We start from the raw sequence: 16,218 nt of genomic DNA on the forward strand, positions 1-16,218 counted from the left end.
CTCCTATTGAGCCTGGACACGTAGCTCTGCTGCAGAGCGTGATTTATGGCCAAGTAATGCGTTCATATCAGCTGATTTAGGCTTGATAATAAAGAATTTTCTTATCACCGTATCGAATTCATTAAGCAGGTCTTGCGCATGTTGACTACATGTTTGAGCAAGGTGTTCAATGATAATACCGCGAAGGTGTTCAACGTGCATTGGGTAATCCGTTACTGCATGTTGCTCCACTAGTTCATTGTTAAGTTTACTTGCTAATTGACCACTTAGGTCATAAATATAAGCAAAACCACCTGTCATACCAGCACCAAAGTTAACACCCGTATCACCTAGGACTGTCACAATACCACCCGTCATGTATTCACAACCGTTGTCACCAATACCTTCGATTACAGCATTTGCACCAGAGTTACGTACCGCGAAACGTTCGCCAGCTAAGCCTGCTGCGTATAATTCGCCACCTGATGCGCCATATAGACAAGTATTACCTGCGATAACCGCTTCGTGTGTTTTAAACGCTGAACCAGGTTCTGGGCGAATAACAATACGCCCACCTGTCATGCCTTTGCCTACGTAATCGTTGGCATCGCCAGTCAGATTAAGGTTTAATCCGCCAGCATTCCATACACCAAAACTTTGACCGGCAGTACCTGTAAAGTTTACTGTGATAGGATCCGATGCCATACCTTGGTTACCATGTTGTTTTGCAATTTCACCAGACAGACGGGCACCAACTGAACGATCGGTATTTTTAATTGGGAAGCTACTTGATAACCCTGATTTTTCAGTGATTGATTCTAAGTAATGCGCAATTAAAGCTTCGTTAAGCTCTGCTTTATCATACGGTTCGTTGGTTGCTTGGCAATATATACCTAAGCCTTCTTTTGGCTTTGGTTTATAGGTAATACCAGATAAATCAATTTTACGTTGCTTATCAGTGAGCCCGTCTAGCTGCACTAATAAATCAGTACGACCAATTAAATCGGTTAACTGAGTTACGCCAAGTGATGCCATTATTTCACGGGTTTCTTGAGCAATAAACTTGAAGTAGTTCATGACCATTTCCGGTAGACCATGGAAGTGATCTTGACGTAATTTGTCGTCTTGTGTTGCAACACCTGTCGCGCAGTTGTTTAGGTGACAAATTCGCAGGAATTTACAACCTAAGGCCACCATTGGTCCTGTACCAAAGCCAAAGCTTTCGGCACCAAGAATCGCACCTTTAACAACATCGAGACCGGTTTTTAGGCCACCATCGACTTGTAAGCGGATACGATGACGTAAGCCATTTTCAACTAATGCTTGTTGTGTTTCTGCCAAGCCAAGCTCCCAAGGGCTACCTGCATATTTAACAGAGGTAATCGGACTTGCAGCTGTACCGCCGTCATAACCTGAAATGGTAATTAAATCGGCATACGCTTTTGCAACACCTGTCGCAATCGTACCAACACCTGGTTCAGATACTAATTTAACGGATACTAATGCAGATGGGTTGATCTGTTTAATATCAAAAATCAGCTGTGATAAATCTTCAATTGAATAAATATCATGATGCGGTGGTGGTGAAATAAGGGTGACTCCGGGTACTGAATTACGTAGTTTAGCAATTTCAGTTGTTACTTTATGTCCCGGTAATTGGCCTCCTTCACCTGGTTTTGCACCTTGTGCTACTTTAATTTGAATGATTTCTGCATTCATTAAGTAATGCGGTGTTACACCAAAGCGGCCAGACGCGATTTGTTTAATTTTAGATACTTTTAAAGTACCAAAACGACGTGGGTCTTCACCGCCTTCACCCGAGTTAGAGTTACCACCTAAGGTGTTCATCGCAATAGCAAGTGCTTCATGTGCTTCAGGGCTTAATGCACCGATTGACATTGCTGCGGTATCAAAACGTTTATACAGATTATCTTCATGTTCAACATCATCAATCGCAATTGGGTTTTCTGATTTTTTCAGCTGTAACATATCACGCAAGGTTGCAATAGGGCGCTCATTTACTTCTGTTGAATACTGCTTGTAGTCTTCATATTTACCGCTTTGTACTGCTGTTTGTAATGTACTGACAACATCGGGATTATAAGCATGGTATTCACCACCGTGAACATATTTCAGTAGACCGCCTTGTGAGGTCGGTTTACGTTTTGTCCATGCTAATTTACTGAGTTTCTGTTGGTCGATATGGAAATCGCTAAAGTCAGCGCCTTTGATACGGCTGCTTGTGCCTTTAAAGCATAACTCGATAACTTCATCGGCTAAACCTACGGCTTCAAACAGTTGTGAGCAACGGTAACTGGCAATGGTAGAAATACCCATTTTCGACATGATCTTGTACAGGCCTTTATTAATACCATTACGGTAGTTTAATAATGTCTTTGCAATATCTTGTGGGATGGTCTCTATTTCAACTAGTTTACGCAGTGATTCATAAGCAAGATATGGGTAAACAGCCGTTGCACCAAAACCAAGTAATACGGCGAAATGATGCGGATCACGGGCACTTGCTGTTTCTACAACAATATTGGTATCACAGCGTAAGTTAGCGTCAACCAAGGCTGTTTGTACTGCACCAACAGCCATTGCTGCTGGAATAGGTAGCTGATTTTTCGCTAACGTACGGTCTGTTAGTACTAATAGCACTGCGCCTGAAGTAGCAAGTTCAACTGCTTCTGCAGTAATACGTGCAACCGCGCGTCCTAAGGTCTCATTTTGACCGTTAAAGCAGAGGTTAATTTTTGCTGTTTTATAGAACTCGTTACTTAATTCTGTGACTTGCTTGAAATCTGAGAATAGTAGTATTGGTGAATTAAATAGTACGCGGTGCGCATGACCATCTGTTTCATTAAATACATTGTGCTCACGACCGATGCAAGTTGCCAATGACATGACATGGTTTTCACGTAATGGATCGATTGGCGGGTTGGTTACTTGCGCGAACTTTTGGCGGAAGTAGTCATACAGCGAACGTGTTTTAGTTGAAAGTACAGCCATCGGAGTGTCATCACCCATAGAGCCTGTCGCTTCTTGCGCATTTTCACCTAGAACACGAATAATCTGATCGAGCTCTTCTCTACTATAATCAAATTGTTTTTGATATGTTGCTAATTGTTCATCATTAAAAGTTCGCATACCAATTGCTTCTTTTGGTAATACTTCAAATGGTGTCAGTCTCGTTGAATTATTAGTTAACCATTCACGGTAAGGATTACGGCCTTTTAATTCTTGGTCAATGTCCCAAGAGGTCCATAATTTCCCTGTTTCAGTATCGATAACTAATAATTCGCCTGGGCCTACACGGCCTTTTTCGATAACTTCATCAGCAGTGTAATCCCATATACCGACTTCAGAGGCCACGGTTATGAAGCCATCTGTTGTGCGTACATAACGTGCTGGACGTAAACCATTACGGTCTAGCCCACAAGCTGCATAACGACCATCACTTAGTACGATACCCGCTGGGCCATCCCAAGGTTCCATATGCATTGAGTTAAAATCATAGAATGCTCGTAGATCATCATCCATATTGGGATGATTCTGCCATGCTGGCGGCACTAATAGACGGAAAGCGCGGAAAATATCCATACCACCGGCTAAGAAGAGTTCGAGCATGTTATCCATTGATGATGAATCTGAACCTTTGGTATTAACAAACGGTGCAGCGTCGTGCATATCAGGGAGTAATGGCGAGCTAAATTTATAACTCCGTGCGCGAGCCCATTCTCGGTTACCTTCGATCGTGTTAATTTCACCATTGTGCGCCATAAAGCGGAATGGTTGTGCTAACGGCCATTTTGGCGATGTATTTGTTGAGAATCGTTGGTGGAATAAACAAATTGCAGATTGCATACGAAGATCGGCAAGGTCTAAGAAGAACTTCGGCAGATCACCCGCCATACACAAACCTTTGTAGATCGTGACTAGGTTTGACAAGCTGGCAATATAGAAATCGCTATCATCTGTAATGCGTTTTTCGATACGACGTTTAGTTAAATATAAACGACGCTCGATATCTTTAGGTGCCCAACCAGCGGGAGCATTGATAAAGATTTGTTGAATTTGTGGCAATGATGACATTGCAATTTCACCGAGTACGCTCGTATCAAGAGGGACTTCACGCCAGCCAACAACATTCAGCGTTTCGCGCTCGAGTTCTTCTTTAATGATTTGTTTTGCTGCTGCTGATTTATCCGTGTCTTGATTTAAGAACATCATACCAACGGCGTAGTTACTTCCGAGATTCCAATCATTTTCTGCCGCAATAGCACGGAAAAACCCGTCAGGCTTTTGCATTAGCAAACCACAGCCATCTCCTGTTTTTCCATCTGCCGCAATACCGCCCCTATGTTGCATACGGTCTAATGATGAAATCGCGACGCGAACTAACTTGTGACTAGCTTCACCTTCTTGATGGGCAATTAAACCAAAACCACAGTTGTCTTTTTCCAGCGACGGGTCATAGACTGACATTGCACTTCTCCCTTGCATTCAATTTACTAAATTCTAAACTATGTACACCCAATAGAGCTTCTACTCACGGGTACAAAATACATAAAAAAATAGATAAATCGTTAAAGTTTCCAAAAGCCGAAAATTGGCTAACCTGCCAAATTTACCAGAATTAATACTTAGGTCAATCTAAAAATGTATTCTGAGCTACTTATCACCTTTTCATGTAAATGGTCCATTTGTTTTGATATTGGATAATAAACTAGCCAAAATACTGATGATTACTTAATAAATGGGTTTTTATTTTGGCAATATGACATTGTGTAATTTTTTACCTCTGTTTTCATAGTTTTTAATCTTGTCACTGAGTATTTATCTTACTGTTTAATCGTAATGTACTGATTTATTTGGTTTATGCTGCTTGGTACTAAAGTATTAAAAACAAAAGTGGGCGGTCGCTGTAGTTTTAATTATAACTTCTTTACAGAGATCTAATTTTGGTGTTGTATGGTTTACCTGTGTGAGATGGATCTTAGGTAAAATATGGATTTAAATTATCGATTTTTTATAACTGAAATATTCAGTTGGTGGCAGGATATTACTGGACTTTCAACAAGTACGTTGGTCGGTATGACGTTTTGGTTGGTTGTCACTGCCTTATTGATAAGCATCCTTGTTATTTTAACGCTATTGCGAAAACTCACGACTTGCCAATCATTATTGACCTTTTCTGCAACGCCCACTCTTGTTCTTGATATTAAAAAAGGCACGATACTTTATTCTAATTCTGCAATCGCGACTATCTTCGATCAAGAGAATAATACCAGTAATATTATTGCACAATGTTGCTTCGAGCGTTTATCCCACCGAGTTGATGAGACTACGGTCACTAATGATGTTTTCCATATTAAGCAGCTAAAAAAGACGTTACGCTTTAGCGCGGTACAAATCAAATATCAACGTCGCCGGGCTTGGTTGTGCCAGATCGATCATATTGGTACAAACTCTTCTGCTATTTCGCCTTGGGATATGGATGGTCAAATCATTAATAGCTTATTTCTCTCCAATTCGGCTTTTATTCATATTAAAACCTTAGATGGATTAATTCTTAATTGTTCACCATCATGGGCAGCTCAATTCGACCAATCAATAGATCAAGTGAATGGCCATTTTGAACACGATTTTTATAGCGCCTCCAAGCTGGCTCAAATTCATTCTTATGAGAAAACGGTCCTCACGGGTAAAGTTGAAAAATATGAAGAATGGAGCACAGTCGATGATAATAATATGTTATTACAAACCATTAAATCCCCTTTGTATGATGAACACAAAAAAGTGGTCGCTATCTTAACTGTATCTAATGACCGAACGGAAGTGATGGAACTGAATGAGCGATTACTTAATGAGAATAGTGAACACTTACGTATAGAAGCTGAGCTTAGCCGTAATAATAGCTTATTAAACTCAGTCATTAATGCGACACCCGATCCCGTTGCGTTTATGAATTGCAATGGAAAATTTGTGGGTGCGAACGAAGGGTATTGTGAAGTCGTTGGTGTTAAACATGCGGATTTGATTGGCATGGATAGAGAAAACTTGATTAGTATTGATAAAAGATCGTGGCTGTTTGAGCAAGAAAACCAATTATTACTGGATGGTAAATCTGTTCGCTATGAAGAGTTGTTGCATCTATCAGAGCAAAACCCGCGTTGGTATGAAATATGTAAGCAGCGCTATGTAAATAATACTAACGGTGAAAGTGGTATTTTAATTATCTATCGAGATTTAACTGAACGTAAGCGTATTGAGCATGATCTTGAGCAAGCCATTGAGAAATTCGATGAACTGAGTTCAACGGATGCTCTGACAAAAGTGGCGAATCGACGCACCTTTGATAATAAACTACAGCATTATTGGTCAACTCATCATCGAGAAGTGAAACAGATGTCTTTATTGTTCTGCGATGTCGATTGTTTCAAGTTATATAATGATAATTACGGTCATCCAATGGGCGATATTGTATTGACTGAATTAGCTCAAGCGATGAATGACCAAGTACACCGTGGGGCTGATTTAGTCGCGCGTTATGGTGGTGAAGAGTTTGCTGTTATTTTGCCTAATACCGATGAAGAGGGGGCAACTCGCCTTGCCAGTAAGATCATTACTGCTGTTGAAGGTTTAGGTATTGAGCATGCTTATTCTAAAGCGGCAAAACATGTCACACTGAGTATCGGTATTGCAACTATGTGCCCAGTATCTGAAAGTTCGGAAGTACAATTACTTGAAAATGCGGATAAGGCATTATATATCGCGAAGGAAAATGGACGAAATCAGTATTCGGTGTATCAAGAGTTAAGCCATGATAATGACATACAGGAATTAGATTTTGATTTATTAAAACCTTAATTTTTCTATGGTTTGCGTATAACCTGTCGTATATTATGGATATTCTAGATAATTTTATATGGATAAACCATGATGAAAATCAGAGCTTGGGCTCAATATTATGTTGATATGCTTACTAAGTTAGGTGTTATTCGGTTTAGTATTTTTTCTGCCGCCACGGTTATTTTCTTTTCTATTACGATACAAGCAAGTATTAATTATATCCTACGTGGAGAAGTTAAACTTGACGATTTATATGCCGCAATTTTATTTGCGAGTGTCGTGACGCCTTGGGTGGTATTCTTCCTTTCGATTGTCGTGCAACAACTTGAGGACTCGCGCAAACGCCTGAGTAAAATGGTGTACAAACTGCAAGAAGTGCGCGCTCGAGACTTGCAGCTTCAGCAAGAATTACAAGTTAATCTAATTGAACTTAATGATGAGTTTGAAGAACGTAAAAAAGCAGAAGCAGATAGAAACCAAGCCTTCAAAGACTTAGAGAATGAAGTATTTCAGCGTGAACAAGCACAATTAGTTGTCGAAGAACGCTCGGCATTAGTGCGGTCATTCATTGATAGTTCTCCCGATCTCGTTTATTACAGTAATGAGCGTGGGCAGTTTTCTGGCTGTAATTTATCGATGGAAGCGTTAACGGGTAAAGTTGAAAAAGAGCTTATTGGTTTGACGCCGTTTGATGCTTTTGATACTGAGATTGCGGCTAAGTTCGCGGCAACAGATAAAGCCGTATTGAGCACTCAATTACCAGAAACCTATGAACAATGGTTAACATATCCTGATGGTCACAAGGCCTGCTTTGAATTGCGGAAAGTGCCCTTTTTTGGGCAACGAAATGAATATATCGGCGTACTTGGTTATGGCCGCGATATTACCGAACGTAAGAAATACCAAGATGCGCTAGAGAAAGCCAGCCGCGACAAAACCACATTTATTTCGACCATTAGCCATGAATTACGTACCCCTTTAAATGGTGTTGTTGGTTTAAGCCGGATTTTACTTGATGGTTCACTTAACGATGAGCAACGTCAGCATTTAAATACGATCTATGTTAGTGCCCAAACTATGGGTAATATCTTTAATGATATTATTGATTTGGACAAATTTGATCGTCGTAAGTTTGAAATCGTAAATCAACCGATTGAATTTAGAAGTTTTCTGAATGATATAAAAACGCTAGCCCTGCTTCAAGCCGAGCAAAAAGGCTTGGTTTTAGAGTTTGATGTATTTGGTGATATCCCAGACTTTATTAATGCTGACGGCACTCGATTGCGTCAAGTATTGTGGAACTTGGTGTCTAATGCGGTGAAGTTTACCGATTCGGGTGAAGTGAGCATTCGGGTGTTTACCAGTGAGGAAGCAGATAATAAAATTGGTTTGACCTTTGAGGTTGAGGATACCGGTATTGGTATTTCGGCAGAAGGCCAAGATAAAATATTTGCGATGTATTATCAGGAACAGGGAAGTAAACGGGCAACCGGAACGGGTATTGGATTGTCTGTCGCAAAAAGCCTCATGACGGCGATGGGCGGCGATATTTGGGTGAGCAGTGAGCTAGGTCAAGGTGCTTGTTTTACGATTGAATTTGATGTGGATGGGGTGGACAGTTTACAAAGTAGTTCGGTTGTTGAAAGTGAGCAAACTAAACTGTTGATATTACTTGTCGAAGATATCGAGCTGAATGTTACTGTATGTACGGCGATATTAAATAAATTAGGTCATACTGTTGAAGTTGCTGTCGATGGTCGTAGTGCGATCCAAATGGCGGAAAAAAATACCTACGATTTAATTTTTCTTGATATTAATTTACCTGATATTTCTGGATTTGAAATTATTAAAATATTACGGGAAAATACCGCGTTGGAGTTACCTCCAGTTATCGCGCTCACTGCAAATGTGATCAACAATCGTCAAGAATACATTGAAAAAGGTATGGACGACGCAATAAGTAAACCGCTGTCTATTAACGCAGTGACTGGCGTGATCACGCGTTTACTGCACAGTGTCGAACAAGGTAAAAAGCCGAAGGTTAACTATGCACCTGCCGCCCTCGCTGATGAGCGAGAAATGCTCGAAGAGTATCTTGATGTTGATTTATTACAACAATATCTTGATACATTAGGTAAGGAGCTTTTATTACAAAGTGTTTGTTTATTTGAACAAACAATGCCTCATTATTTAGCAATATTGAACTCGAATTTAACCGCCAGAGACCAAGATGCGATTGTTGATGAAGCACATAAGATCAAAGGCGCGGCAGGTTCGATTGGATTAGTACGTATACAGCAGGTATCACAATTAGCACAATCACCAGAGCAGCCTACATGGTGGGAGAATATCGATGATTGGGTTGAACAAATTAATACCGAATACCTGCATGATGTGAAACGTTTGAAAAACTGGATTGAAAATAAAAATGTATAGCTGGGATTCGTTCACTAATTTTATTACTTTGTTGCTCGTTTTTTTGCATGCAGTAATCATTATATTAGTGTCATTTCGGGTTATTACTAAACGGCGATCTGCGAGTATTTCGTTGGCGTGGTTAGCTGTTATTTACACGTTACCGTTTGCTGGCGTTATTGTGTATGTTATTTTTGGTGAGTTGTATTTAGGCAAAAAAAGAGTACAAAGAGCGGAGGCGATGTTAGGGCCTTTTACGCAACGAATTAACCAGTGCGCAGCACCCTATCGAGTTAAAAAAGGCAGTCATACCAGCGCCTTGGTTACTCCGTTGCGTGAACTGATTTATAGTCGTTTTCAAATGCCTAGCGTAAGAGGCAATAAATTGACGTTATTAACCAGTCCTCACTGTATTCTTGAGCAGATAACGGCTGACATTAATAGTGCCATTAACGTCGTGTATATAGAGTTTTATATATGGGCGCTTGGTGGTAAAGCTGATCTGGTGGCGTTAGCATTGATTAATGCCGCAAAACGCGGTGTTGATTGTCGGGTCATGCTCGACTCTGTTGGTAGCTCTGCGTTCTTCAAAAGCCATTGGCCTAAATGCTTTAAGCAAGCAGGTATCCACCTTGTCGAGGTGTTACCTGTAGGGCCAATGCGGATATTCTTCCATCGTCAAGATTTACGTATGCACCGCAAGCTCATTGCTATTGATAGTAATGTTGGTTACACCGGGAGCATGAACTTGATCGATCCTCAAGTATTTAAACAAAATGCCGGCGTGGGTGAGTGGGTTGATATTATGATCCGTATGCAAGGGCCGATTATTCCTATTACTGGTTCATTACTTGAATGGGACTGGGAAATGGAAACTGGAGAAAGTTTAGTTAATACCACTATTTCTAAGTACAAGGAAAGCTCGGTCTTTGAAGAGAACAGCCAAGTACAAGTGATTCCATCAGGTCCTTATTTTGATTATGATAATATTCATCAAGTGTTGGTTTCAGCAATTTATTCAGCACAAAAATCATTAATTCTAACAACGCCTTACTTTGTGCCTGATGAAGCGTTACAGGCGGCACTTAAAACTGCCAGTGCGCGTGGTGTTAAGGTACAAATTATTCTGCCAGAAAAAAATGACTCTCGTATGGTGGATTATGCATGTAAAGGTTTTTTTGATGAATTGTTAGCTTGCGGTGTTGAAATATACCAATATCAGGATGGGCTGCTGCATACCAAAAGTATTCTTGTGGATAATGAATTATGTTTGGTGGGGACGGTTAACTTGGATAAGCGTAGTTTTTGGCTCAATTTTGAGGTCACATTACTTATAGATCAATCCCCTTTTATTGCCGAACTTTATCAATTACAGCTATCTTATATAGCACACTCACATAAAATTTGTTTAACCGAGTGGCGACAACGAAGTCGAGTACAACGGTTTTTGGAAAGCCTATTTTATTTATTTAATCCACTATTGTAGATATAAATGTAGATATAAATAAGCAGCAATAATAAACGATTAGCAGGTATAAAAATGAAAAAAATTATTTTATTGTCGTTAACGGTATTTGGCCTCGCAGCGTGTAGTAACACTGAGATCACGGCTGAAACAGCAAAACCATTACCTATATTACCAAGTTACAGTCATAGCTGCCCTGATGAACGTCCACAAATGTGTACGATGGATTACCGCGCAGTATGTGGTACAACTGCGTCGGGTGAATTGAAAACATTCGGTAACGCGTGTGGTGCATGTGCAGATACTAGCATTAGTGGTTATTCAGAAGGTGAGTGTAAGTAGCTCGAATCTAGAGATATGAATGTAAGTCGTTTGACTATATATCATCAATATAAAAAGCCAAGCGTATGATTTTCATCCACTTGGCTTTTTGTTCTTTTAACAAGTTAATAAGTTAATTCATCAACGCGCTAGCTATATATCAATCGGTTTGTGATTCACGGGCTAATTTAGCATCCTGGCAGCCTTTAATTGCATCTTGGATTAGATCCAAAGCGGTACCATTGTACTCAGGTAGAGCCGCTTCTGATGTTGCGACAGGCGTGACTCGTTCACCCCATTTTATCATCGTAGCACCCCAAGTTAGACCACCACCAAATGCAGCAAGTAGCACATTATCACCTGCCTTAATACGGCCTTCTTCTAATGCTTCACAAAGCGCAATCGGTACAGTCGCAGACGACGTGTTACCGTACTTGTGCACGTTAACCATGACTTTTTCTTTACTTGCGCCCATGCGTTTCGCTAAGAAATCAATGATACGTAAGTTAGCTTGGTGAGGAATAATAAAATCAACGTCCTCTGGTGTCATTTGTGCTTTTTCAAGCGCAATTGCAGATGCTTCACCCATGCGTGTTACGGCGCGTTTAAAGATTTCTTTACCCTCGAAATTGAAGTCAAATAGACCATCAACATTCTTGAAACGGGCTCTGTCAGTACCAAAGTTAGGAACCGATAGAATATGGCCTGCATCGCCATCACAGCCAATTTTATTACTTAAAATACCCTGCTTCTCAGTACTTGATTCTAGAATTACGGCACCAGCACCGTCACCGAACAGTACTGCGGTGCTGCGTTCTGTCCAGTCAAGGAAATAACTGATACGTTCAGCACCAATCACTAAAACTTTGTTCATTTGACCACTTTGGATAAATGCATTTGCCGTACTTAAGCCATAAACAAAACCTGTACACGCAGCATTCATATCAAATACAGCTGCGTTGGTCGCGCCTAACTTGGCTTGTACTTTTGATGCAGCACTTGGCAGTGTGCAGTCGGCAGTACAAGTCGCAAAGAAAATACCGTCAAGCTCTGATGCATCAATACCCGCAGCTGCAATAGCTTGGCACGCAGCCACATAGGCCAATTCTGATGTACTTACATGTGAGATACGGCGTTCTTGCATGCCTGTGCGTGATTGGATCCATTCGTCATTAGTCTCGAGGAAAGTACTGAGATCATGATTTGTTAGCGTTGCGGGAGGTAGGCATTTACCCCAACCGGTGATGTTTGCATAATGCATTGAAATTTACCTGTGTTTTGTGACTGGCTAATACAGACTGAGTCGCGAAATGTACGTAATACGAAATGATAAAGTGCTTTATTATACGCGGTATAGCGAAATGACTGTTATTGAAATTGAAATTACTTTGTCAATTATAGAGGCTAGTCTTTGAAAGTGGTAGCTAAATTGTCATTGAAGGTCTAATAGAGGTCAAAATTAGATACAAAAAAGGCACCGTTTAGGATGCCTATTTTTGCGTTAATATTGCCGGTCACTTGTGGTGAAGATTATCCTGGATAAGGAGTTGTGCCTGATTGGTCGCAAGAAGGGTACTTCTATCACCGCATCGACCTGGGTTAAGGTGTCTGCTAATCAGCTGTGGCGTTATCTTTAACTGGGTTTAGTATAGCGAGGTTGATGGGGAATGTGGTTGCGATGTTTGCACTAATAGTGAGTTTTTTAGCAATTACATTTGTAGTAATAATGATAATTGGCAATAATTAACCCTAGGTGTATTATCGTGCGCTATTTGTAGTCTCTATTTTTAATTTAGAGGTAATACAAAACAAGTAAAAAGATGAAATAGGGTGATGAAAATGAAATTAGACAGAACAGATAAGTTAATTCTTAATTTAATACAAGAAAATGGCCGGATCAGTAATTTAGAATTAGCGGATAAAATTGGCTTGTCAGCGTCGCCTTGTTCCCGACGTGTGAAGCATTTAGAAGAGTTAGGCTTAATTGATAAACATGTCACCTTGCTTAACCAAGCTAAACTTGGTTTAAAGTTGACGGCTTATATCCATATTAGTATGGATCGACATACACCTGAACGCTTTGAGAATTTTGAAACTGAGATCGCCGCTATTCCTGATGTGATGGAGTGCTGTATTATTACCGGTAGTGATGCTGATTTTCAATTAAAGGTTATTGTGCCAGATATGGAACATTACCAAGAGCTACTGTTAGGAAAACTAACGGGGATTAAAGGAGTAACGGGCGTGAGATCGAGCTTTATGTTACGTAATGTTTTAAGTCGAACGGTATTACCGCTCGACCACATTAAATAGGTGACTAGCTTGCTGCAGAAAGGTACTTGGTTTTTGCAGCTTGATAATCGGCAATGACACCATCCATTACAGATTCTTCATATTGGATCAAGCCGCTTAATAGCATTTCTTTTTGGCCAGTACCTACTTTTTCGTCACCTTCGTAGAAATCAAATTTAAAGGTGACGGTTGCACGCTTACCCTGTACGCTGATGATCGCTTCATCAAACTTCAGCGCAATACTTTTAACGTCGACACGTGTTAGGTTTATTTGCATGCATTTATACATAATTAATGCACGAGCAGGGTTAAACATGAGATTTTCGCTGCGCATGAGCGGCACCATTATGTCAGGAAAATTCTTTCCTGAAAATTGCACATACTCTTTAATGATCTTACTGATAATTTCTTCATCATAAGATGTGTTTCCGCCGAGCTCTAACTCCATAAATGCCTGTTCATCAGCATTCACTATCGCTGTTTTATTGTTTAATAGTGGTGAAAATTGCAGATCTACGTCATTTTTTACCATCCCGGTAAAATTAATCTTCATCGTTTCTGATAAGCCGAACTTAGCCAAAGAAACAGCAAAAAGTAAATCACCTGGTACACAAAAGCGCTTATTATCCACATCATGGATCTTGTTATAATCGTTAGCTACAGTTTTAGCAAATCGACTAGCTTGTTGTTGAGTAAAGCGAAAATAGCTGTCTTTTTGAGAATAGAATTCGTTTAGAAACATATTTAATTAAACTACGGTAATGAAAAATCCAGTTTACATTACTTTTGTTTATAGGCAGGTCGATCCAGTTGCAAATATGACGTTTTTAAATGCAAACTGGATCACGTGATGAGACTCTTGACTCAATGAATGACCGCATCATTCAATGATGACTGAAAATGACTACTTTTTAATATCTGGAGTGACACTTCGTAAGATGCCAATACCGGTACTGAGTAATGTCGAGCTCGTTTTGAGAATCGTTTCTGCCGGCATTGCTGCAGCTGAGCCCATCATGGTCGGAATAAACTTTTTAAAGGAATTATCGACACCATCTTCAACTTCTTTACTGAGTTGGGGTAAGAACTCATCAATAATTTGATCTAATTCTTGTTTTATATGCGCTTCTAATTCAGGTTGTATTTCTGCAATTTTGGCTTCGATAGCGTCCGCAATGTCTTTACTTATTTGGGGTGATGCTTGACTGATCGTAGCTTCTGCTTCTGTTTTTATTAAGGTGATTTGTGTGGCTAAATAGGGCTTAATTACGTTATTGAATACATATAAAAAAGCAAGTGCAGTTAAGATGCTACTGAGTAAGGCCGTAAAGATAATTGTTAACATAATGAGCCATTAAATGATGAATAAGCTATTAATATTAACAATTTAGTGATTGCTGTAAAGGGATATCTGAAAGGAGGCCGGGATGGACCCAAAATAATTTATGGATCCATCCCTAGTTTATGGAATCGAAAGTGAGCTAGAATACCACCGTTCGGTTTTCATAAATAAATACGCGCTCTTCAAGCACTAGACGTAATGCTTTACTGAGTACTGATTTTTCTACATCTTTGCCTGATCGCGCCATATCTTCGGCGCTGTATTTATGATCTACATGAATGACGTCTTGTAAAATAATCGGTCCTTCATCTAAGTTGTTTGTTACATAGTGGGCTGTTGCACCAATAATTTTCACACCACGTTCGAACGCTTGTTTGTATGGCTGTGCGCCAATAAAAGCCGGTAAAAATGAATGATGGATATTGATGATTTTGTTTTCAAATGCAGCCACAAAATTAGGCGTTAGAATACGCATGTATTTAGCTAAAATCACATAATCAGGCTGGTATTTTGATACTGTGTCAATGATACGTTGTTCATGTTCCTCTCGGGTGATATCGAGATGAGAAACTGTGTGATAAGGCACATCAAATTTTTCTGTTAATTCAGCAAGGTTATCGTAATTACCTACAACAGCAGCGATCTCAACATCCAAACCGCCGTAATAATTCTTCATTAAAATGTCGCCAAGGCAATGCGCTTCTTTGGTGACTAAAATAACGATACGTTTACGACCCGCAGAAACGAGCTTACGGCGTGACCCCGTTGGTAGTGCGCTATCTAGGTCGACAAGTAAGGTTTCATCGTTGAATATCCCTTCGAGTTCGGTACGCATAAAAAATCGATTGTGGGTGTTATCGACAAACTCGGTGTTATTGACAATATTGAGCTGATGTTTATAACATATGTTGGTGATCTTCGAGATAAGTCCTTTTTGATCGGGACAATCGGCCAGTAATATTTTCTTTTCCATAATATCTACTACTTTATTTGATGTTTAATATTATATGACTAAATGAAATACTCATTTCTAGTATGCCTGTTAGCCATATTGATTGTATTTAGCAATGACGGCTAGCCACAGCACTTCTTATATTTTTTACCACTGCCACATAAGCAAGGATCATTGCGGCCTTGTTTTAGGGGCGCTGGGTTTAATTCGCCATTGGTATAAAACCACTGCTGGTCTTGAAATACGAAGTTGGAGCGTTCATGCAAACACGCTTCTTCTTCACCTTCTTGAAACCACGCCTTGAACTCGACAATGCCTGTTTCGCTTTCTTCATCACCTTGGCTCATCATTATTTCTAACCGTAGCCACTGGGTATGTTCGGCTGTTTCTGCAATCAAGTCTTCATTTAAATCGCCAATAAAGTCAGGGTGATGCGTTGCCATTAAAAAAACGGGGATATTGTTTACATAAGCACTGTAGCGTGAACGCATCAGTTGCTCTGCGGTTGCTGGTATCGCGGTACCATAAATGTATTTACCGCAGCAATCTTTAAAGGGCATTGCTAAACCACAGCTACAAGAAGTATGCATAATGGCG

Annotated in this window: 11 protein-coding genes; 5 read left to right on the forward strand and 6 right to left on the reverse strand. The window is 40.0% G+C overall.

Annotated features, from left to right (window positions below; genetic code table 11):
* Positions 1-3 precede the first annotated feature (3 nt).
* Positions 4-4,467 carry a glutamate synthase large subunit gene (gltB, locus tag HWV02_RS04350; RefSeq protein WP_211689797.1) on the reverse strand — a complete coding sequence of 1,488 codons (4,464 nt, stop codon included), beginning with the start codon at positions 4,465-4,467 and terminating at the stop codon, positions 4-6.
* A 522-nt stretch (positions 4,468-4,989) separates the two neighbouring features.
* Between gltB and HWV02_RS04355 the strand changes: the two genes are divergently transcribed.
* The 4 genes from HWV02_RS04355 (at position 4,990) to HWV02_RS04370 (ending at position 11,056) form a co-directional block, all read left to right on the forward strand.
* The gene (locus HWV02_RS04355; protein WP_211689798.1) at positions 4,990-6,852 is read left to right on the forward strand and encodes a sensor domain-containing diguanylate cyclase; all 1,863 of its coding nucleotides are present in this window, start codon (positions 4,990-4,992) and stop codon (positions 6,850-6,852) included.
* 69 nt (positions 6,853-6,921) lie between these two features.
* Positions 6,922-9,270: an aerobic respiration two-component sensor histidine kinase ArcB gene (arcB, locus tag HWV02_RS04360; RefSeq protein WP_211689799.1), complete on the forward strand. Its 2,349-nt coding sequence runs from the start codon at positions 6,922-6,924 to the stop codon at positions 9,268-9,270.
* Positions 9,263-10,735 (forward strand): cardiolipin synthase, encoded by a 1,473-nt coding sequence (gene cls, locus HWV02_RS04365; protein ID WP_211689800.1) that lies wholly within the window; start codon positions 9,263-9,265, stop codon positions 10,733-10,735. The genes arcB and cls overlap by 8 nt, the downstream gene beginning before the upstream one ends.
* A gap of 54 nt (positions 10,736-10,789) precedes the next feature.
* On the forward strand, positions 10,790-11,056 hold the full coding sequence (locus tag HWV02_RS04370; RefSeq protein WP_211689801.1) for a hypothetical protein: 267 nt from the start codon (positions 10,790-10,792) through the stop codon (positions 11,054-11,056).
* 139 nt (positions 11,057-11,195) lie between these two features.
* Here HWV02_RS04370 and HWV02_RS04375 read toward each other — a convergent pair whose 3' ends face one another.
* The gene (locus tag HWV02_RS04375; RefSeq protein WP_211678618.1) at positions 11,196-12,296 is read right to left on the reverse strand and encodes a ketoacyl-ACP synthase III; all 1,101 of its coding nucleotides are present in this window, start codon (positions 12,294-12,296) and stop codon (positions 11,196-11,198) included.
* Between the two features lie 578 nt (positions 12,297-12,874).
* Between HWV02_RS04375 and HWV02_RS04380 the strand changes: the two genes are divergently transcribed.
* Positions 12,875-13,348 carry an Lrp/AsnC family transcriptional regulator gene (locus tag HWV02_RS04380; protein WP_211674239.1) on the forward strand — a complete coding sequence of 158 codons (474 nt, stop codon included), beginning with the start codon at positions 12,875-12,877 and terminating at the stop codon, positions 13,346-13,348.
* A 4-nt stretch (positions 13,349-13,352) separates the two neighbouring features.
* Here HWV02_RS04380 and HWV02_RS04385 read toward each other — a convergent pair whose 3' ends face one another.
* The 4 genes from HWV02_RS04385 to HWV02_RS04400 all read right to left on the reverse strand — a co-directional run bounded on the left by HWV02_RS04385 (position 13,353) and on the right by HWV02_RS04400 (position 16,211).
* Positions 13,353-14,069, reverse strand: a complete 717-nt coding sequence (locus tag HWV02_RS04385) for a DUF3581 family protein (protein WP_211678619.1) — start codon at positions 14,067-14,069, stop codon at positions 13,353-13,355.
* A gap of 162 nt (positions 14,070-14,231) precedes the next feature.
* Positions 14,232-14,672, reverse strand: a complete 441-nt coding sequence (locus HWV02_RS04390) for a hypothetical protein (RefSeq protein WP_211678620.1) — start codon at positions 14,670-14,672, stop codon at positions 14,232-14,234.
* A gap of 136 nt (positions 14,673-14,808) precedes the next feature.
* A complete protein-coding gene (gene purU, locus HWV02_RS04395) occupies positions 14,809-15,642 on the reverse strand; it encodes a formyltetrahydrofolate deformylase (protein ID WP_211678621.1) in 834 nt (277 codons plus the stop codon).
* A gap of 101 nt (positions 15,643-15,743) precedes the next feature.
* Positions 15,744-16,211, reverse strand: a complete 468-nt coding sequence (locus HWV02_RS04400) for a YchJ family protein (RefSeq protein ID WP_211678622.1) — start codon at positions 16,209-16,211, stop codon at positions 15,744-15,746.
* Between the last annotated feature and the right edge of the window lie 7 nt (positions 16,212-16,218).

The organism is Moritella sp. 28, assembly GCF_018219435.1.
In the GTDB taxonomy this organism is placed as follows: domain Bacteria; phylum Pseudomonadota; class Gammaproteobacteria; order Enterobacterales; family Moritellaceae; genus Moritella.